Below are 19425 nucleotides of genomic sequence, written 5' to 3' on the forward strand. Positions count from 1 at the left end.
GCCACCTCCAGTTGCAACCTAATCCTGGCGGAGAACAGGACTGAAACACGATCTGATGAGGGCAGGCCAAAAAACTCTAAAGAGTTGCAACCTAATCCTGGCGGAGAACAGGACTGAAACGTTTGATTGACATGCCCAAGCGGGCGTAGCTCGAGATTGTTGCAACCTAATCCTGGCGGAGAACAGGACTGAAACAAGGAAGAGAAAATCATAATCATCGAACCGCTACTGGTGTTGCAACCTAATCCTGGCGGAGAACAGGACTGAAACTATCTATGCCCAAGCGGGCAATCTCGGGCTACGCCCGTTGCAACCTAATCCTGGCGGAGAACAGGACTGAAACATGCAGACGTCACCAAACACACTCGTCTCATTTGAGAGTTGCAACCTAATCCTGGCGGAGAACAGGACTGAAACCGCAATATCTGACCTGTCGGTAAAGGACATACGTATAGTTGCAACCTAATCCTGGCGGAGAACAGGACTGAAACATGAGACGCGTTCTCAAATGAGACGAGTGTGTTTGGTTGCAACCTAATCCTGGCGGAGAACAGGACTGAAACCGCTCAACGGGCATGGTGTTGATATGTCTAGGCAAAGTTGCAACCTAATCCTGGCGGAGAACAGGACTGAAACTATTGGCCATATCGGCCAACAAGGCTCTGTTAAAGCCAGGTTGCAACCTAATCCTGGCGGAGAACAGGACTGAAACTTCACGTATGCCGCGTTTTGTACTTGTACCGCACCATTGTTGCAACCTAATCCTGGCGGAGAACAGGACTGAAACTTGATCGACAGGGTCTTTCAGCGTGGCTAGGCTAGCGTTGCAACCTAATCCTGGCGGAGAACAGGACTGAAACATAAAATTGGAGACATGCCCGACTGCCTGCGCCGGAGTTGCAACCTAATCCTGGCGGAGAACAGGACTGAAACGAATTTGCGCTTATCATAAAATCTACGCCATTGTGGATGTTGCAACCTAATCCTGGCGGAGAACAGGACTGAAACGACAGACGAGCATATGGGATGCGTTGGCAACAAATGGCAGTTGCAACCTAATCCTGGCGGAGAACAGGACTGAAACCCTGAGTTTTGGGTTTTCGATGCCGCCTTGCCGGCAGGTTGCAACCTAATCCTGTCGGAGAACAGGACTGAAACTGTCAAGTTCCCATTTTTCGATTTTTTTTGGGCGTTCCGTTGCAACCTAATCCTGGCGGAGAACAGGACTGAAACCTTAGAAGGCGCCTACGAGGGCCCCGTATTCCCCGTGGTTGCAACCTAATCCTGGCGGAGAACAGGACTGAAACTTGCCTATTCTATGCTTAGGAGGAAAAAGAGGCATGGTTGCAACCTAATCCTGGCGGAGAACAGGACTGAAACGCACCACAAACGGTTGTTTTAAGTAGCTGGAACCTCCCGGTTGCAACCTAATCCTGGCGGAGAACAGGACTGAAACAAGATATGGAAGACGAGGAAGAAGACGAAGAGATTGAGAGTTGCAACCTAATCCTGGCGGAGAACAGGACTGAAACCATAACTGCTAACAGGTATCGTACCTCGTTCATATCGTTGCAACCTAATCCTGGCGGAGAACAGGACTGAAACTATCGGCTGCCCTTGGATCGGCCGGCCGGTATCGCCAGTTGCAACCTAATCCTGGCGGAGAACAGGACTGAAACGAGAGAAACTAGCAACAGCACTAGCCATTCTATGGCTCGAGTTGCAACCTAATCCTGGCGGAGAACAGGACTGAAACAGTGCATTGGCCAGGAGAGAAGGAATGGATTGTACAAGTTGCAACCTAATCCTGGCGGAGAACAGGACTGAAACATGAATGCAAGGCTTGCGCAACGTCCATGTACGAGATTATGTTGCAACCTAATCCTGGCGGAGAACAGGACTGAAACAATCGTGAGAAGCTAACGCTTGCACCAACCGAGAAAGATTTTGTTGCAACCTAATCCTGGCGGAGAATAGGACTGAAACTCGATAAGGACAGGGTGTTCTAAAAGACCGGTGATTTTCGTTGCAACCTAATCCTGGCGGAGAACAGGACTGAAACAGGAGAAGGACGAGGAGGAGTTTGCCTTTTGGCAGTTGCAACCTAATCCTGGCGGAGAACAGGACTGAAACCCTCCGAAGGCTCATAGGACTTAAGCCGAAAACTAATGTTGCAACCTAATCCTGGCGGAGAACAGGACTGAAACTAACTCCCCGTGAAGCAATAGGCTTGCGGTGTTTATGTTGCAACCTAATCCTGGCGGAGAACAGGACTGAAACATCGTAAAACAGATCGACATCCTGAGCCAGCAGGGCATGTTGCAACCTAATCCTGGCGGAGAACAGGACTGAAACCCGCTTGTTCGCGATCTTGCCGAAGAGATCGCGCGCGCCGTACAGTTGCAACCTAATCCTGGCGGAGAACAGGACTGAAACCGAAACGGGCTTTGTGGAAACAGCGATTCCTCGAAAAGTTGCAACCTAATCCTGGCGGAGAACAGGACTGAAACTGAAAATGGCTATTACCTTCATGAGAGAAGGCCAGATTGTTGCAACCTAATCCTGGCGGAGAACAGGACTGAAACCCTACCAAGCCCGAAACCCTAAAGTAGGGCCACTCGTTGCAACCTAATCCTGGCGGAGAACAGGACTGAAACGTTGCTCAGGCTCTAGAAGCACAAAGCCGCGCATCTGTTGCAACCTAATCCTGGCGGAGAACAGGACTGAAACCCGAGGTGGAGCCGCTGCCGTCCAGTACCACCGGCAGCGTTGCAACCTAATCCTGGTGGAGAACAGGACTGAAACTAGCGTGTAGCAGCATCAGCACTGTTTGTGCTGTTATGAGTTGCAACCTAATCCTGGCGGAGAACAGGACTGAAACTCCGGAGTGATCGGTCGAAAGGTTTGGGCTAAAATGTTGCAACCAAATCCTGGTGGAGAACAGGACTGAAACTACGATAGAAAACCATCTAGAGAAGATACTAGCAGAGAGTTGCAACCTAATCCTGGTGGAGAACAGGATGGAAACGACAGAGAACGCTTCCGTGTCAAGAAAGCGTTTAGTGCCGTAACGGAATTTATGAACCCCTTAATCAAAGCGTCCCCCTAAAACCGCGCCCACCACAACTCGCTCAAAAACTCCTCAGCCTAAAACTGCCCACCGTAAACGAGGGCTGTAACCCCTTAACCGATAATCCCTGACCTCTGTCGCCACACCCCCTCTAGCCAACCCCCTTCTAAAAATGCATAGGAAGTGCATCCTTACCAAAATTGTGCAGGAAACGGCGACCCCGCGTCGAAATAATGAAAATATCGAAACGCTTCTACCCTTAGGAGAAGATACCTATGCCCGATATGTTCGTTAACCTGCTGAAACTCCCGCCCGTGGAGCCGCTCATTCAAAAACTGCGCGAAGAGGGAGTGGTCATCCGAAGAGCGCATCCCTTTGAAATAACACCCATCCGAAAGTTCATAGAAACCCACTTCTCCACCGGTTGGGCCGACGAAGTGACCCCCTGCTACGCCCGACAACCCGTTACCCTCTTCATCGCCCTGCGCAACGGAAAAGTGATCGGCTTCGCCGCCTATGAGGCCACGCGACGAAACTTCTTCGGGCCTACGGGGGTGGCCGAAGCGGAACGAGGGAAACAGATCGGCAAAGCCCTGCTTCTAGCATGCCTGCACGGAATGCGCGAAATGGGCTATGCTTATGGCATTATCGGGGGGGTAGGCCCCGCAGACTTTTATGCCCGCGTGGCCGGAGCTACCCTCATCCCCGATAGCAGCCCCGGCATCTACACCGATATGATTCAAGACGACGAGCACGAGAACAACGGCTAAACCTTGAGGAGAACTGCCATGTATACGAGCGCTCTTAAAGAGTGGGCGGCTGCCGGCAAACACCCCCTGTGGCCAACCACCGAACCGGCACAGCAAACGGAGCCTGCACCCACCCTCCGCGCCTTTTTGCCCTACCCCAGCAAAGCGTGCGGGGCGGCCATTATCGTGTTCCCAGGCGGGGGCTACGTTACCCTCGCACCCCACGAATCGGACCCCGTAGCCGAATGGCTTACCACCCTCGGAATCGTGGGCTTCGTGCTTGATTACCGCCTCGCCACCGTCAAAGCGGATGCGGAGGCTCCAGGCAAATCGCAAGATTCTCCGGGGCGGGGCACCTTCCCCCTCACCAAACGGCCCCCTATGCTCGAAGATGCCGCCCGCGCCGTGCGCACCGTGAGGGCCAATGCCTCCAAATGGGGCATCGCCCCAGATCGCATCGGAGTCCTGGGCTTTTCGGCCGGCGGCCACCTGGCAACCACCCTTGCCACCCACTTCGATGCCGGAACCCCCCACCACGCCGACCCCATCGAACGGGTCTCCTCACGCCCCGATCTCGTCATCGCCATCTATCCGGTGGTGAGCCTTGTGGAACCCTACGCTCATGCCGGGTGCCGTAAGTGCCTCCTTGGCGATGACCCTCCACAAGAGCTTCTCGAAGACCTCTCCCCAGAGCGGCGCGTCACCGCCAACACACCGCCCATGTTCCTGGTGCATAGCGTAGATGACGACGCCGTTCCGCCGGCAAATAGCCTGAAACTGGCCCTGGCTTTGAGTGAGGCGAACGTGCCCTACGAGTTGCATATCTACCAGGGCGGCGGACATGGATATGGCCTTGCTCGTCAAACGCCCTACGCGCAAGATTGGCCTTGGCGTTGTGCCCGCTGGCTGAAAGAGACCGGCTTTACGGATTTGCGGAGCAAATAGCATGAGCGCTGCAGACCCTCCCTCACCATCGCGCCGCTCCTCCTGGCGTGCCAGCGGCCTCACCCCACGCGCCCTTGTTCTGGGGCTGGGGTTCACCGTCCTCTGCGACCTTTGGATTCACTGGGCCGAACTGGTTTTGGGAGAAAGAGGCCATACCGCCCTCGCCAACACCAGCATTCCGGTGGGGGCCTTTAATATTCTGTTCTTTTTGGTGGTCTGCAACCTTGTGCTCTCTAAACTCTGCCGCCCCCTAGCCCTCTCGAAGGCGGAACTGCTGGTCATCTATGTTATGCTTATCGTCTCCACCGTGGTCTCTTCATCCGGCGGCATTCATTTCATCATTCCCACCGTGACCGCCGCGTTTTGGTATGCCGATAGCAGCAACCAATGGGCCTCCAAATTCCTTCGCTACATCCCCGGCTGGATCGCGCAAAAGAATCAAATAGCCCTTAAAGGCTTTTATATCGGCAACGCCCATGTGCCTTGGGCGTTGTGGCGCGTGCAACTGTTCTCGTGGTGGCTGTTTCTTGCCCTCTTTACCATGGCCACCTTATGCCTCATGGCGATTCTGCGCCGGCAGTGGGTTGACCGCGAGCGCCTCGCGTTCCCCACCGTGGCCGTGCCTTTAGCCGTTATTCGAGAGCCTGCCAACCTGCTGAGCAATGGGGTCTTTTGGATAGGCTTCCTCATCCCCTTCTCCCTAGATGTCATGAACACCCTGCATCTTAACCTGCCTGCCTTCCCCTACTTTCCCACACGCACCACCGACCAACCCGACCTCCATAACTTCTTCACCTCGCCTCCGTGGAACGCCATTGGCTATACACCGCTCTCTATCTACCCCTTCGTCATCGGGATCGCTTTTCTGCTCTCCACCGATATGACCTTTAGCTGCTGGTTTTTCTGGCTGGTGGGCAAGTTGGAGCTGGTCTTTGGGGCGGCAACGGGCATCAATGCGGGCGCCACCGGCAGCGCCCAAAGCACTTGGCCCTACACCGGCCATCAGGGAGCTGGAGCCTTCCTCGCGCTCACGCTGGTTGGGCTGTGGTTTGCACGAGGCTATCTTAAAGAGGTGCTGCGGATTGCGCTACGCGGCGGCCTTAAAGGGAAGGGCGACGCCCCCGACGCAGAGGAGCCATTGTCCTACCGGTGGGCTTTTTTAGGGTTCGTGCTCTGTTTGGCAGGGATGATCGCCTGGAGCGTGCATGCCGGTATGCACCTGCTGCCGGCCACCCTCATCGTGACTCTGGCACTGGTCTATATTCTCGCCGCCACGCGCATCCGTGCGGAGACCGGCGATGCATGGCTGTTCGGGCCTACGATCACCCCCTACGATGTCATGACCACCACCTTCGGCACCACCTTCTACCAACCGGTAGACCTTACCATTATGGCCTTTCTGCGCAGCGCCATCGCCAGCAACGACCTGCGTTGCATGGCCATGCCCAACCAACTCGACGCCTTTAAAATGGCGGATGTGATAGAGGTAGATAAGCGGCGGCTCACGGTGGCCATTGTGCTCGCCACCTTATTGGGCATCTTTATCTCTATGGCCATTGCCCTCATGGTGTGGTACGCCTTTGGAGCTGGAGCGAAAACCGAACCATGGCGCACCTACATGGGGCGTATGCCTTTTGATCAACTTGCCAACGTGCTGGGCACACCGCTAAAACCGGATACACGGGGAACTGTCGCCATAGGGGCCGGCTTTCTCATCACCACCGCACTTATGCTTCTGCGCATGCGCTATACTTGGTGGGTCTTCCACCCGGTGGGCTATGCCATCGCCAACACGCCTACCATGAACCAAATCTGGTTTCCTTTTTTCATCGCCTGGCTCTGTAAGGTGCTTATCCTCCGCTACGGCGGCATCGAGCGCTACCGACGCGCCCTCCCCTTTTTCTATGGCGTCATCATCGGCGATTTCCTCGCCGGCGGACTTACCACCCTCGTCGGATGCCTTACCGGCATCAACGTCTACCCCATTAACTGGTGATCAATCTGCGTACTCCAAAACCCCATTTTTGTCGCGCAGAAGCACGCAGGAGGTGGCTTCGGCCGTCTGTAGAGTCAGGGTGCTGCCGTCCTCCATATCCAGTTGCAGGGTTGTGCCGGATTGGCGCACGGCCCTCACCGTGCCCCCCGTCGGCAGGTTTTGCGGTATCTCAGAAACCCGAATGGTCATTTTGGAGCCGTCGGTAAACGTTATCTGCAGTTGAACGTCCTGCGGCTGCAGCGAAGCGATGGTTCGTCCCTGAATCACGCCGGTCAACTTTTGATTGCGTGCCATCTTCTAATCTCCTCCTGCCTTTACATAGCCTTGTCGAATGGCCTGTTCTTCTGTCATATACTCGCCGCGTTTGGTATTTCCGTAATAGCGCGAGCCAGGCAGAAAGTACTTTCCCGATCGCGTGTTCACCCACACACGCACGGCGCCGTTTGGGGTGCTGCCTGAGGGGGAGTCGCTTGTGGTATCCGGTGTGCTATCGGGTGCCGGGGTCGTGGCAATCGGCGCCGCAGGCCCGCCTCCGGCCCCCGCTCTTCTTGATGCGGTTTCCGTGAATTGACGGTACTCTTGCGGACTTAGAGGCCGGTCGGTATGGAAGACCTGCTTATAGGTAGCGATCCAGTCGGTAGCGATGTCGTGCTGCGCGGTGGCCAAATCCATCTCGCCACTACACACCTCCCGATGCAGCTCGTTTTCGAGCTGATCTTTAATATGGGCGTTCCAGGGGTGCGTGATGTAAGACTGCGGCCACAGATTTTTGATGCTATTGGAGCCGCCAAGCTCCAGACTGATCAGGTGGTCTATCTCATACTCGCCGGGGCGATGATGATAGATGCCATACTCTTGGTAAACTTGCCGCTTCACCTCAATGGGCACATTTCTTACCTTACGCGCATACCCCGGCACACAGATGTCCTGCACGGTAACCGGCAGTGTGTCTCCCGGCGTCAGCTGAGGGTTAGGCAAAAACGACGCATACTGACTTCGGTCGGCCTGCACCACCGAATCGGGCAGACGGCCCGGGCTGGAGAGAGGCACTTTAGGATGTCCTCCGCACCCAGCCAGCAAAAACGCGAAGGCCAGACCCCATGCCGTCCCTGCCTCGAAACGGCGGGCAAAGTTGAGAAAATCGGCTCTCATTTCATGTAAACCCTACGTCGAAACGTCTTCATTTACAGCAAGAATACCCCAAATCCGCCTGCTGCCCTCCTGTCCCGTCTTTGCGATGGGGCCCGCCACGGTGCCATCACGGGGGAAATCGTGCCCGTATGCCTTTTGAGGTAACATGTCCCTATAAAACCCATCTTTCTTTAGAGTGTTTTTATGTTCGACCCCGATGTCATCGCGCTCATTGCGGAAAGAAAGATACAAGAGGCCATCGAGCAGGGCAAGTTCGATAATCTGCCGGGAAAAGGCAAGCCGTTGGTATTGGAAGAGGAGGCGGTCGTTCCCCCACATCTGCGTGTGGCCAATCACGCGCTGCGCAATGTGGGCGCTCTGCCTGAGTGGCTTCAACTGTTGAAAGAGATCGCAACCCTCAAAAGGGAGATAGCCACGCTTCGTGTGCAGCTGATCGCACAAAGCCGACGACGGCATTTTGTCTTGGATTCGGCGCGCGTGCGACCGACCACGCGCGAGGCCTACCTGCAATGGTGCGTTCAGATGCGTGCGCTTTACCGGCAACGCCTCTGCGAGGTGAACCTATTGGTGCTTCGCTTCTCTCTTATAGCGCCATCGTCACAGGTAGATAAAGCCCTTCCCTATCGCGTTGTTGTGGAGATGGAGGCGTTCGACGCCGAGTTCCTTCCCTGTCCTCTGGCGGCCCTCCCCGAGCTGTCTTCGGCAACACCCTGTGAGGAAGCGAGGGCTGACGCTAAGGAGGGCCTGTTGCGCCGCCTTATGCGGATGCGCTACCGCAATCTGCAGAAACCCTCTAAATAGGCAAAAGAGAGCTTAGCATAGAGACCGAGCACTGGCTTATTGGTTTCTCTCTCCCTGTAGGGGGAGGGGGCTGCAGAATGGCGACGCCAAATCCCCCCTCTCATCCCCCTGCACGCGGGGGGAAGCTAGCCCTCCCCTTGTAGGGGGCTTGTAGGGAAGGGGCTTGAAGAGCCGGAGATACGCCTGTCATTTCGCGCCGAATGTGGGATAAACCACTGTCATTTCTCGTGAGATACACACCTGCCATTTCGAGATAAACACCTGTCATTTCGAGCCGATACTACACCTGTCATTTCGAGATAAACACCTGTTATTTCGAGCCGATACTACACCTGTCATTTCGAGCCGAAGGCGAGAAATCTTGACTTTCAATCCCTACCGGTTCTGAGGGGTGGGGTAGGGCTGCGGAGACTGCCGGCTTCACGGTTCTAGAGATAGTTTATACAGCAAGTCTATCTTGTTCGCCCCCTATCTCGTCCTTTCCGTCCTCGCGGACAGCAACGCAGCGGCCAGAGAGATGGGCGATAAAGGAAGTAATTCAGGCCGCTGAGGTGTCGAGTTTATTTTGAATAGGGAAAGGGGGCGGTTATGTTGAGTTTCCGAAGGGAAGGTTATCATAGAAAACTGACAATGAACTTATTGGTCTCCCCTCTCCCCAATGGGGGGAGGGGAAGGGGTGGGGGCTGTAGAGATACACACCTGCCATTTCGAGATAAACACCTGTCATTTCGAGCCGAAGGCGAGAAATCTTGAGTTTCACTCCCCAGCCGTTCTGAGGGCTAGGGTGAGGGGCTGTAAAAGCAAATGGAGAACGTCCTCCTCGGTTAGGAGAGGGTCTCTGTAAAAAAGTCTATCATGGTGTTGTAGAGATGTTCTGCCATGCCCTCTAGGCCATGATGCTTGTCTGGATAGACCATCATACGAAACGTTTTTCCGGCCTGCTGGAGGGCCGCTGCCAGGCGCATGCTGTTTTGAAAGTGCACGTTATCGTCCGCCGTGCCGTGTATCAACAGAAAATGCCCTTCTAACCGGTCGGCATAGGTGATCGGGCTTGAGTGCACATAGCCGTCGGGGTTGTCGGCTGGGCGTCGCATATACCGTTCCGTGTAGATGCTATCATAAAGTTCCCAGTGAGTTACCGGTGCCACCGCAATGGCCGAACGAAACACAGCAGCGCCTCGCAGAATGCAGAGGCTGGCCATATATCCCCCATAGCTCCACCCCCAAATGCCGATGCGCTTCGGGTCTACATAGGGCAGGCTTCCAAGCCATTTCGCCCCGGCGATCTGGTCTTCGACCTCGTAGTGCCCAAGGTTTTGGTAGACGATCTTTTCAAAGTCTCGCCCACGCATGCCCGTACCGCGCCCATCTACCATCGCGCAGAGGTAGCCCTTCGAGGCAAAAAGCTGTTCAAAGCCGTTGCCACCTCCGTAGGCGTCGCGCACTGTCTGTGAGCCAGGCCCTCCATATACCGACATCACCACCGGATAGCGTTTGTTGGGGTCGAAATCGGCCGGTTTAAGGAGAGCCGCGTAAAGCTCTAAACCATCGGGGGTTCGAAAGGTATGAAACTCCCAGCTGCCAAGGGGGATGTTTTTCAGTTGCGACATGGGGTTTTCATGCACGGTGGAAAGCGGGCGCCCACTGGCTTGGTGTAGGGTTATTTTGGGTGGAGAGGCAATGCTGGAAAAGGTATCGAGGTAGTGTTGACCATCGGGAGCAAAGAGAGGAGAGTGGGTGCCGGCCTCGTCGCTCAACTGCATCATCTCACCACCCCCATCTAACAGCACGCTGTAAATATGTCGCTGGGTGGGGTTGGGGCGCGCCGCAGTGAAAAAGGCAATGCGATGAAGAGAATCTAGGCCCACAACGCGGTCTACATCCCAATTGCCGGAGGTGAGCTGGCGCAGAAGAGTGCCCTTAGTGTCGTAGAGAAAGAGGTGCTGATAGCCGATGCGGTCAGAAAGCCAAAGGAACTGATCGGAGTTTCCAACGAAAAAGACATCGCCGGGCGACTCGACCCATGTAGAGGAGACCTCGCTAAAAAGGGTTTTCGTCTCACCGGTAGCCGGGTCGGCCAAAAGCAGATCGATTCGATTTTGATGACGCGGTATCCTCTGCAGAAGCAGCTGGTTTTGGGGCGTCCATTGCATTCGTGCAATATAGATGTCGGGGTCTGAACCGATGGAAACCCAGCGCGTGGCGGGCACGACAGAGCTATCTAGTCCTTCAAGGGCAATAACCCCTATCTTAACCAGAGGATTTGGGTCGCCTGCCTTGGGGTAACGTATGCGCACAGGCTCCATATGCAAGCGGGAATACTGTGGCAGGTCTATTTCCGGCACTTGGGTTTCATCTATCTGATAGTAGGCTATATAGCGGCCATCCGGTGAGAAGGCCCAGCCATCCACAAGGCTCAGCTCCTCTTCATAGACCCATCCAAACCGCCCATTGTAGATAAAGGGCGCTGCGGTATCTGTTAGGCGAAACTCCTTGCCGGAGGCGCACTCCAAAAGGTAGATGTCGCCCCGGCGCACATAGCCGATGTGCTTGCCATCGGGGGCCCACTTCACTCCGTAGTGCTCTTCGGAAGAGGCCAGTACCCGTTCCATTTTGCCGGACGGAATGTCGTAGATAAAGACCTCTTTGTCGCCACGATCCGAGCGCCAATGGGGGATACGAGCAAAAAGCAACCGGCTTTCATCCGGCGCCCACTGATAGCCCACAATCGCCAACGTGCGCGCCTCGTTCTCTCCAGAAACCGAGACTTTGAGGGCTTCTGGAGGCACCACCATCTTTCGCTCTCCGGTGGTGATGTCGTAGAGCCACACGGTGGTAGTGGTGGAGTCGGGCGCATTGTCTAAAAAACTAAAACGGCGGCCATCTCGTAGCCAGTGGGGCTGACGCAGCACGCTGGCCTCGAAGATCCGTTCGCGCGTTATGGCCTCTAACGTGAGTACGGGTGCGTTCGTCTCTGCCACAAAATCTCCTCCTCTATTCCCTGCTATATTTTACTTATGCCTCTCTCTTTCCTGCAGATATCCAAACTCTCCAGCTGCCGAAAGAGCCGGGGCGAGAAGTCTGCCGATTTCTGCAATGCCCCACTTCCGCTCAAGGGTACCCCCTACAGCCCCTCACCCTCCCCCCATCAGGGAGAGGGCATCTGGCTGTGAGTCCCTCAAGGCCAACGCCCTTCCCCTTAGAACTGGTGGGAATGGAAACTTAAGATTTCTCGCCTTCGGCTCGAAATGACAGGTGTAGTATCGGCTCGAAATGACAATCGTATCGTCGGCTCTTCAAGCCCTCATCCCCCCGCCCCTCAAGGCCGACACTGGGGTCCCCAGAAAATCCTGCGATTTTCTGGGGAAGGACGCCCTTCCCCTCCTCCAATTTGGGAGAGGGGAGATTAGCAAAAGGGGCACGGCCATCGTGCCCCTACCGGCGGTTTCCTTATAGTTAGCTTCCTTTTGGAAACCAACCATAACCGCCCCCTTTCCCTATTCAAAATAAACTCGACACCTCAGCGGCCTGAATTACTTCCTTTATCGCCCATCTCTCTGGCCGCTGCATTGCAGTCTGCCTCTCAAGGCCCCCACCCCCCCGCCCCTCCCCCTATCAGGGAGAGGGGAGACCAGCAAGTTCATTGGCGGTTTCCTTTGATAACCTTTCCTTTGGAAACTCAACACAACCGCCCCCTTTCTTCAATAAGTAAGACACCATGAACGCCTCAGCGGCCTGTGTCGTTTCCTTCAAAGCCCATCTCTCTGGTCGCTGCGTTGCTGTCTGCAAGACGAAAGGAGGGGATAGGGGGCGAACAAGATAGGCTTTGCTCTATGGATTGGCTCTAGAACCGAAGCCATTGGCAGTTTCTTCAGCCTCGCCCTTTCCCCTCAGAACTGGTGGAGATTGAGACTCAAGATTTCTCGCCTTCGGCTCGAAATGACAGGTGTTTATCTCAAAATGACAGGTGTGTATCTCACGAGAAATGACAGTGGTTTATCCCACATTCGGCGCGAGATGACAGTTGTAGTATCGGCTCGAAATGACAGTTTTTCATCTCATCTTCGGCTCGAAATGGCAGCCGTATCGCCAGTTCTTCAAGGCCGACGCCCTCCGCCTCAGCGGCCTGATTCACTTCCTTAATCCCTATCTCTCTGGCCGCTGCTGTGCCGTTTGCTAAGACCGCTGCAGTGCTGTCCGCGAGGACGAAAGGAGGGGATAGGGGCCGAGCGAGAAAGACTTGCTCTATAAACTACCTCTAGAATCGTGAGGCTGTCGGCCTCTACGTCAGGCCTGGTTTGTCGGCTTTTGCTTACTGCAAGGAGTTGGCAACGGTGGCGAACTCACCGGGGGTCAGATGACCAATATAGATGATGGCAATGGTGCTGCCGTCGGGAGCACGTTGAAGCCATCGTGCCCCAACACCTCGCAGCATGGGAGGCGGGCCATAGCGCGCCCGTGGGTTGGGGCGCAGCACGCGCCGCTCGGTGAGGCTAAAGTAGTTAAGGCCCCGACTGTAGCGCAGTACCACACTCGGGTTGCTCGGAGTGTCGGAAAGCCAGATGCCGCTTAACACGTAGCCTTCCGGCAGCTGGGTGGGCTTAAGAATGGGGAAGGGCACATGGGGTTGGGCCTCCTCAATGCTGCGAAACTGCGGGCGCTCGGAGGGAAAGAGCGGCTTCACGTCGGCTGCGCGCGGTAAACTCGCCGGCGAGAACATTTGTGGGGTTACGCCCGCCTCCGGCCCAATAGCTATATTCACCATATAGGTGGCCGAGATCATCCCACGGGCGTTCCAAACCTCCTTGCGCAACACAATGCCCGTTTGGCGGTCAATCCAGAACTTGCGTTGTGGAATGCCCATCGGTTGTCCGGGCACATTTTCCAAAATGGTTACAATGGCACAATCGCGTCCGGCAACGTTCTCCTCTCCGGTCACCACCGCCTGCAGACGGCCGCTGCGAATGCCCTGCACCAGTTGGCGTATCTCCTTCTGTTCCTGGTTTGTCGGCAAGGTCGCCACATCAAGTCGGTGTGCACGAGCGTGATAGTCAAAAAAGTGCCCGGGTAGAATCAGCATAATGTCGCCGGCGAACTGCGGTGGGGCGAGATACTGTATGCGAATGCGTCCGTGAGTATCGGCCCAAATCTGCTGTTCGGAGTATCTATCGCCGATCTGTGTGCGTTGTAAACCGGAATAGTCGGCGCTTGGGTGAAACATCTGCTTAAGGAGCGCGATGGCTTGCTGGTCTACCTGGCGCGACGGCTTGCCCACAGGCCGAAAGCGGGGTGGGGTACCTTTGAGGCGCCGGTATTGGGGCGCACGATAAGGCCTTTGCGCAGTGGCCGGCCCATAGAACGGCAGGAGGCTGCCTAGAAGGACTAGGAGGGCCAGCGCAAAGGCACCACGCCAGAGCCAACAGGCGCCCTTTATTAAAGAGAGCGGACCCAACGGCCCGCTCCCCACACGGTTCCGTGAATGTGTATGGGGGATGGCCATCGCTGCTACTCCGAACCGTTCCCTTCGCTATCTAGGCTTAGTGGAGCTGCGAGGCGCTCCGCGGTGGGGTCGTCTAACGGGTCGCCGGCTGCGGTAGCCACATGGCGTTCCAAAGCCTGCTGCAAATGCGCGGCCGTGTTGGTGCCATTTGTGGTGTTAGACGAGGATGTGGAGGTAGGCCGTCCCACCACGAAGAACAGTAAAAGCCCCACGGCGGCCAACCCGGCCCCTACAAGAGAGACTCGGCGCAGACTCAGGACGTTCCGTAGCGCCAGCCACTCGTCGCGCCAACGTGCCAACAAGGAACGCTGTGCTTGGGGCACGGGGCCAAGCGCATCGAGCTGGGCGTGCAGTTTCAGCATAAAATCGTCGGGCGTGCTGCGGCGTTCCACCGAACGCAGCGCACCTACCAAAGCCTTCATCTGTTGCGCCTGCGCCGCACATGCACGACAATCGGCGAGATGGCGCTCTACCTCCCATGTTTGGCGGGCCGAGAGGGTTCCATCGGTGTAATCCGATAAAAGCCCCTGAATCCGTTCACAGTCTCGATTATCCCAATTGGCAAAAGGTCTATTCATTTTGTTACGATCCCCCATCCTTTACCCAAATCGATCTTACCCAACCTATACCGCTATGTTCAAATAAGGCTCTAGCTTTCGCCGAAGCACCGCGCGGGCGTTAAAAAGGCGAGACTTTACCGTGCCCAACGGACAGCCGGCAATGGCGGCGATCTCTTCATAGGAAAGCCCTTCCACATCGTAGAGCAGCACCACCATGCGCAGCTTTTCGGGCAGCTCTTGAAGGGCTTTCTCCAACTTTTCACCTAGCTCTTTGTTCAGCAAAAGCCGTTGCGGATCGAAGGTGGCGTCGGGAATGTCGCGCTGAAGGCCCTCTTCTTCCTCTTCATTGTCTGGCGAAAGCGAGGTGACCAGCCCTTGAGTGCGCTTCGCGCGGCGGCAATGATCGATGCAGAGATTGGTAGCAATGCGAAAAAGCCAGGTATTGAGGCTGGCTCGGCTCTGGAAGGAGTGCAAGCTCAGATAGGCGCGCACAAAGGTTTCCTGAGTAAGGTCTTCCGCATCTGTTGCATTACGCACCATGCGATAGACGTAGTTGTAGACCTTATCCTTATAGCGCAAGACGATCTCGTTGAAGGCGGCTCGGTCGTTGGCCTTTGCGCGCTGTACCAGCGCCGTATCTGCGTGCATAACACTCCCCACTGCCGTCATTACCGGTTCACTCCCGTTCCAATTCCAGTGCGTTGTCTCTATAGCTTTAGACGTGAGGGATGCCGGATTGTTCAGCTTTTTATAGTGATGTTGGCGATGGCTTTTTGGGCTGCAAACTGCTCGGCTTCGATATAGGTGCCCGTTTGGAGGCCTAACGTGGTGATCTGCTCGCGCACACGGGGGTGCAGCAGCGCATGCAGCTCCACATCCTCCATCGCAGGCGTTTGCAACCCCTTCGGCAGCTTCTTGGCGTAGTTGGTGCCCGGATGAAAGTAGATTTCGTTGGTGGCACCGCCTAATCGTTGCAGCAGCCTCACCACATAGTCGAGATGCATATTGCCGCTTTGCAGTTGGCCATAGACGCGATCGCAATAGAAGAAGGACGGCTGTCGATCATTATCGGCAAAAACGGAATGAAGTACATGGAGGGCACGACGTCGCAGGAGCCTGAGAAAAAGAGCCGCTCCGATGTTGAGATTCAGTCGGTCACCACCGCTGCACCAATGCGCGAGGAACTCCTCGAAAGGGAGGCGAATGCGGTAGATGCCATAAGCACGACATAAGGAGAGAAAAGGGGTAAGCACGGCGGGGTGGAGATGCATATGCTGGTGACCGTCCACATGAGACCAAGGCAGTCCGGTGGCGGCGAAGCGGGCGAACTGCGCCTCCATTTCCTTGTAAAGCTCTTTCTGGGCGGCTTTCGAGAAGGCATATCGCAGACCGACGCGAAGCGGGTCGGCCCCAAAACGCCCGTTGGAGTTAACGAGATGTGGGATAGAGTTGGGTGGCAGCAACGCGTGATCGCAAGAGACCACAATATGCAGTCCTACGCCCAATGTAGGGTGGTTTTGGGCCATTTGAACCGCCTCATGGAAGCCCGGTTCGGCCACCATGAGGCTGGCGCTGGTAAGAACCCCCTGTGTGTGGGCGCGCAACACGGCGGCGTTTACACGAGGGCTTAAACCAAAATCGTCGGCATTAAGAACGAGAAAACGTTGCACCAAAGGCCCTCGATGGGCGGCATTTAGGCCTGAGAGGCGGAGGGGGTGGACTTCGTTTCACGCTCGCGTTGCCGCACCTGTTCCTTGCGCTCTTTTAGATAGTTAAAGAACTCGCGTCCCTCCCGTAGGCGACGTACAAACATCTGCCGATCGGTAAGCATTTCGGCCACGATGCGTGCGATGGGGCCGGGGCGGAAGTAGAACTGACGATACATGCGCTCCACAGCGTCCTCGATCTCGGCGGCGGACATGGTCTCATACTGAAGGGTGGCCACTTGGATGCCGGAGCCGGCCACCAGGCTATCTCGCGCGATCCAGCCGTTGGCGATGGCTTGGTCGTAAAGCTCGGTACCGGGGTAGGGCGCTGCAATAGAGACCTGAATGGTGTGGGGGTCTAGCTCTTTGGCAAAACGAATGGTCTCCTCTACGGTCTCTTTGGTCTCTATGGGCAGCCCAATGATGAAGGTTCCGTGCACCTTGATGCCCAACTTCTTACAGTTCTTCATAAATTCGCGGGCCATCTCCAGCTTGATGCCCTTTTTAATGCGGTTGAGAATCTGTTGGTTGCCGCTTTCAAAACCCACCAGCAGCAGGCGCAGCCCGTTATCCCGAAGCTGTTTGAGGGTATCGTAGTCCACATGGGCGCGGGCATTGCAGCTCCACGTTAGCTTAAGCCGCTTCATATGCTTGCTGATCTCCACTGCACGGGCGCGGTCTATGGTGAAGGTGTCGTCGTCAAACATATATTCGCGCACCTTGCTGCCCCAAATGGCTTTGGCCATCTCCATTTCACGCCCCACAACCTCCGGGCTTTTCGCACGGTATTTGTGGCCCCCAATGGTTTGAGGCCAAAGGCAGAAAGTGCATTTGGCGGGGCAGCCGCGGCCGGTATAAAACGAGATATAGGGATGGAGGAGGTAGCCGATAAAGTATTTGGTGATGTCGAGGTTTTCTGCGTAGACGGGGAAGACGGAGGGCATCTTATCCCAATCCTCTATTAGCTCGCGGTCGGGAGTTCGGCGGAGCGTGCCGTCTGGCACGCGCCAAGACAGCCCTTTTATCTCCTCCCAGGGTTTGCCCTGCGCGAGTTCAAGGCAGGTATAGTCGAACTCGTGTCGGCATACAAAATCAATCACAGGGTTTTCTCGGAGGGTCTGTTCCGGCAGCACGGCCACATGGGCGCCGATGAAGCCAACTTTAAGGTCGGGGTTCTGCTCTTTCATGCGGCGGGCGCACTCTACGTCGTTGGGCAGGGAGGGTGTGCTGGTGTGCATGATAACGAGTTCATAGTCCTTAGCGATCTTCAGCACATCCTCCACGGTGATGCCGTGTGGGGGAGCATCTATGAGCTTGCTGCCGGGGACAAGGGCGGCCGGTTGGGCTAGCCAGGTTGGGTACCAAAACGAGGTGATCTCGCGTTTGGCCTGGTATCGCGATCCGGCACCACCATCGAAACCCTCAAAGGAGGGTGGGCTAAGGAACAACGTCTTCTTCACGGTAGTCGCTCTCTCCTCTTCATCCCAAAATAGAAACCTTCACTCTAACTAGGATACCCTCAAGAGCGGTCGAAGCGCAACGAAGCCGGTCTGTTCGCCTGCAAACGCGGCTAAGGGGCCGATTCCATCGAAGCTTTCCATTCATCGTGAAGTGCCTATTCCAGAAAAAGGAAGGCTAGCAGGCTGAAACCCCGCTAGCCCTATAAAATCGACAGGAGGGAACCTTCTTCTCCAATTCAGGTGCCATCGTCTATTCTATTTTGCGTTAGGATCGATCTTTTCTGTTTGCTGATGCTGTACAATCCACGGTTCAAGCGCTTTCGCAATGGCCAGTTCTACGGCACGCTGCTCGTGCGGCGTTTTGGGGCCACCGCTCACCACCGTGAAGAGCGAGCTAATAAACAACGTTCCGAGTGCCTTCAGCACGTCCTCTTTTGCCGTATCATAAAAACATAGCAAGGAGACCCCCTGCGTTTACGCGGGGGAGGAATTGCTATCCGCATTCCCCCGATTGTCGGGAGCAATCGTGGCGTCACAATAACTCATCGCACTCCTTTCCGCTTTCACTGGTAAGTAGAGAGTATTTGTGGTATAGTACTCTCGATAAACAAAGATTATCCAAAAGAAGGGCAAGGTGGTGAAAGTCACGTTGCGTCTGAAGCTGTATAGAGACCCTGCCACCGAAACGGCTCTGCGGGAGACGCTCTTGCAGTTTACCGACTGCTTCAACGCTGTCTGCCGTTACGGGTGGGACAATAACGAGCGCAACGGAACCCGACTGCACCAGGCAACCTACAAGCCCCTTCGGCAAGCGCATCCTGACCTGCCCTCCCAGTTGGTGGTGTCCGCCCGAATGAAGGCCACCGAAGCACTCAAATCTGTTGCGGAGCGCAAAAAACAAAGACGCTCCGTTACCTGCCCGCAGTCCGCCCTTTGCCCCGTGCGCTATGATGCGCGTTCGTATTGGGTGCGCCTTCAAGACGGCTATGCCTCTCTTGCCACCACACAAGGTCGTGTTTGTGTTACCTTCCGCCTGTGTGACTACTACACTCGTTACGCCCACTGGAAGCCCTGCTCGGCAGACTTGTGTTTTCGTGACGGTGCCTTTTACCTGCACGTGGTGGTGGAAGCCGACGCGCCTGAACCTGTTTGTGAAGGGGTTCTTGGTGTTGACCTGGGCATCGTGGAACTCGCTACCGATAGTAACGGCAATACCTATTCGGGCGAAGCCGTAAAAGTCGTTCGCCGCCGTCTCAAGCGCCTCCGTAGTCTGCTTCAAAAGCGCGGCACAAAGAGCGCGAAACGGCATTTGAAGAAGATTCGCGCCAAACAGTCTCGGTTTGTCAAGAACACCAATCACGTTGTTTCTAAATCCCTCGTTCGTACTGCAGTACAATCGCGAAAGGCACTCGCTCTGGAAGACCTCCGTTGTCTTCGCGACAGAGCAGAAACGGTTTCTCGCGAGATGCGATGGCTCCTCGGTAAC

15 protein-coding genes and 1 CRISPR repeat array are annotated in these 19425 nt (G+C 55.6%); of the genes, 6 read left to right on the top strand and 9 right to left on the bottom strand.

Going from position 1 to position 19425, the window contains the following annotated elements; all coding sequences use genetic code 11:
* The first annotated feature begins 10 nt into the window (after positions 1-10).
* Positions 11-3028: a CRISPR direct-repeat array (repeat unit 37 nt; unit sequence GTTGCAACCTAATCCTGGCGGAGAACAGGACTGAAAC).
* A 317-nt stretch (positions 3029-3345) separates the two neighbouring features.
* The 3 genes from VKV18_RS02770 to VKV18_RS02780 are packed head-to-tail and all read left to right on the top strand — an operon-like array spanning position 3346 to position 6760.
* On the top strand, positions 3346-3840 hold the full coding sequence (locus tag VKV18_RS02770) for a GNAT family N-acetyltransferase (protein ID WP_324202704.1): 495 nt from the start codon (positions 3346-3348) through the stop codon (positions 3838-3840).
* An 18-nt stretch (positions 3841-3858) separates the two neighbouring features.
* A complete protein-coding gene (locus VKV18_RS02775; RefSeq protein ID WP_324202705.1) occupies positions 3859-4764 on the top strand; it encodes an alpha/beta hydrolase in 906 nt (301 codons plus the stop codon).
* A 1-nt stretch (position 4765) separates the two neighbouring features.
* Positions 4766-6760 (top strand): DUF6785 family protein, encoded by a 1995-nt coding sequence (locus VKV18_RS02780; protein WP_324202706.1) that lies wholly within the window; start codon positions 4766-4768, stop codon positions 6758-6760.
* On the opposite strand, the gene VKV18_RS02785 is transcribed toward VKV18_RS02780, so the two are convergent.
* Both VKV18_RS02785 and VKV18_RS02790 read right to left on the bottom strand, forming a co-directional pair.
* Positions 6761-7054 (bottom strand): hypothetical protein, encoded by a 294-nt coding sequence (locus tag VKV18_RS02785; RefSeq protein ID WP_324202707.1) that lies wholly within the window; start codon positions 7052-7054, stop codon positions 6761-6763.
* Between the two features lie 3 nt (positions 7055-7057).
* Complete coding sequence (locus VKV18_RS02790; protein ID WP_324202708.1) at positions 7058-7912, bottom strand: hypothetical protein; 855 nt, start codon at positions 7910-7912, stop codon at positions 7058-7060.
* 183 nt (positions 7913-8095) lie between these two features.
* Between VKV18_RS02790 and VKV18_RS02795 the strand changes: the two genes are divergently transcribed.
* Positions 8096-8713, top strand: coding sequence for a DUF1992 domain-containing protein (locus VKV18_RS02795; RefSeq protein ID WP_324202709.1), 618 nt, complete (start codon positions 8096-8098; stop codon positions 8711-8713).
* 824 nt (positions 8714-9537) lie between these two features.
* Here VKV18_RS02795 and VKV18_RS02800 read toward each other — a convergent pair.
* Complete coding sequence (locus VKV18_RS02800) at positions 9538-11694, bottom strand: S9 family peptidase (protein ID WP_324202710.1); 2157 nt, start codon at positions 11692-11694, stop codon at positions 9538-9540.
* A 1061-nt stretch (positions 11695-12755) separates the two neighbouring features.
* On the opposite strand from VKV18_RS02800, the gene VKV18_RS02805 reads away from it, so the two are divergent.
* Complete coding sequence (locus VKV18_RS02805) at positions 12756-12893, top strand: hypothetical protein (RefSeq protein WP_324202711.1); 138 nt, start codon at positions 12756-12758, stop codon at positions 12891-12893.
* A gap of 132 nt (positions 12894-13025) precedes the next feature.
* Here the strand turns inward: VKV18_RS02805 and VKV18_RS02810 are convergent, their stop codons facing one another.
* The 6 genes from VKV18_RS02810 to VKV18_RS02835 all read right to left on the bottom strand — a co-directional run bounded on the left by VKV18_RS02810 (position 13026) and on the right by VKV18_RS02835 (position 18398).
* Positions 13026-14165, bottom strand: coding sequence for a hypothetical protein (locus tag VKV18_RS02810; RefSeq protein ID WP_324202712.1), 1140 nt, complete (start codon positions 14163-14165; stop codon positions 13026-13028).
* A 53-nt stretch (positions 14166-14218) separates the two neighbouring features.
* Positions 14219-14791, bottom strand: coding sequence for an anti-sigma factor (locus tag VKV18_RS02815; RefSeq protein WP_324202713.1), 573 nt, complete (start codon positions 14789-14791; stop codon positions 14219-14221).
* A 45-nt stretch (positions 14792-14836) separates the two neighbouring features.
* Complete coding sequence (locus VKV18_RS02820; protein WP_324202714.1) at positions 14837-15421, bottom strand: sigma-70 family RNA polymerase sigma factor; 585 nt, start codon at positions 15419-15421, stop codon at positions 14837-14839.
* A 92-nt stretch (positions 15422-15513) separates the two neighbouring features.
* Positions 15514-16443 carry a hopanoid biosynthesis-associated protein HpnK gene (gene hpnK, locus VKV18_RS02825; protein WP_324202715.1) on the bottom strand — a complete coding sequence of 310 codons (930 nt, stop codon included), beginning with the start codon at positions 16441-16443 and terminating at the stop codon, positions 15514-15516.
* 23 nt (positions 16444-16466) lie between these two features.
* The gene (gene hpnJ, locus VKV18_RS02830) at positions 16467-17939 is read right to left on the bottom strand and encodes a hopanoid biosynthesis associated radical SAM protein HpnJ (protein ID WP_324202716.1); all 1473 of its coding nucleotides are present in this window, start codon (positions 17937-17939) and stop codon (positions 16467-16469) included.
* 255 nt (positions 17940-18194) lie between these two features.
* Positions 18195-18398 (bottom strand): hypothetical protein, encoded by a 204-nt coding sequence (locus VKV18_RS02835; RefSeq protein ID WP_324202717.1) that lies wholly within the window; start codon positions 18396-18398, stop codon positions 18195-18197.
* Positions 18399-18576: 178 nt separating this feature from the next.
* Between VKV18_RS02835 and VKV18_RS02840 the strand changes: the two genes are divergently transcribed.
* Positions 18577-19425 (top strand): transposase (locus VKV18_RS02840; RefSeq protein WP_324202718.1); only part of this gene is annotated, 849 nt, incomplete at its 3' end.

The sequence above is a fragment of the Chthonomonas sp. genome, assembly GCF_035294505.1.
In the GTDB taxonomy this organism is placed as follows: Bacteria; Armatimonadota; Chthonomonadetes; order Chthonomonadales; family Chthonomonadaceae; genus Chthonomonas.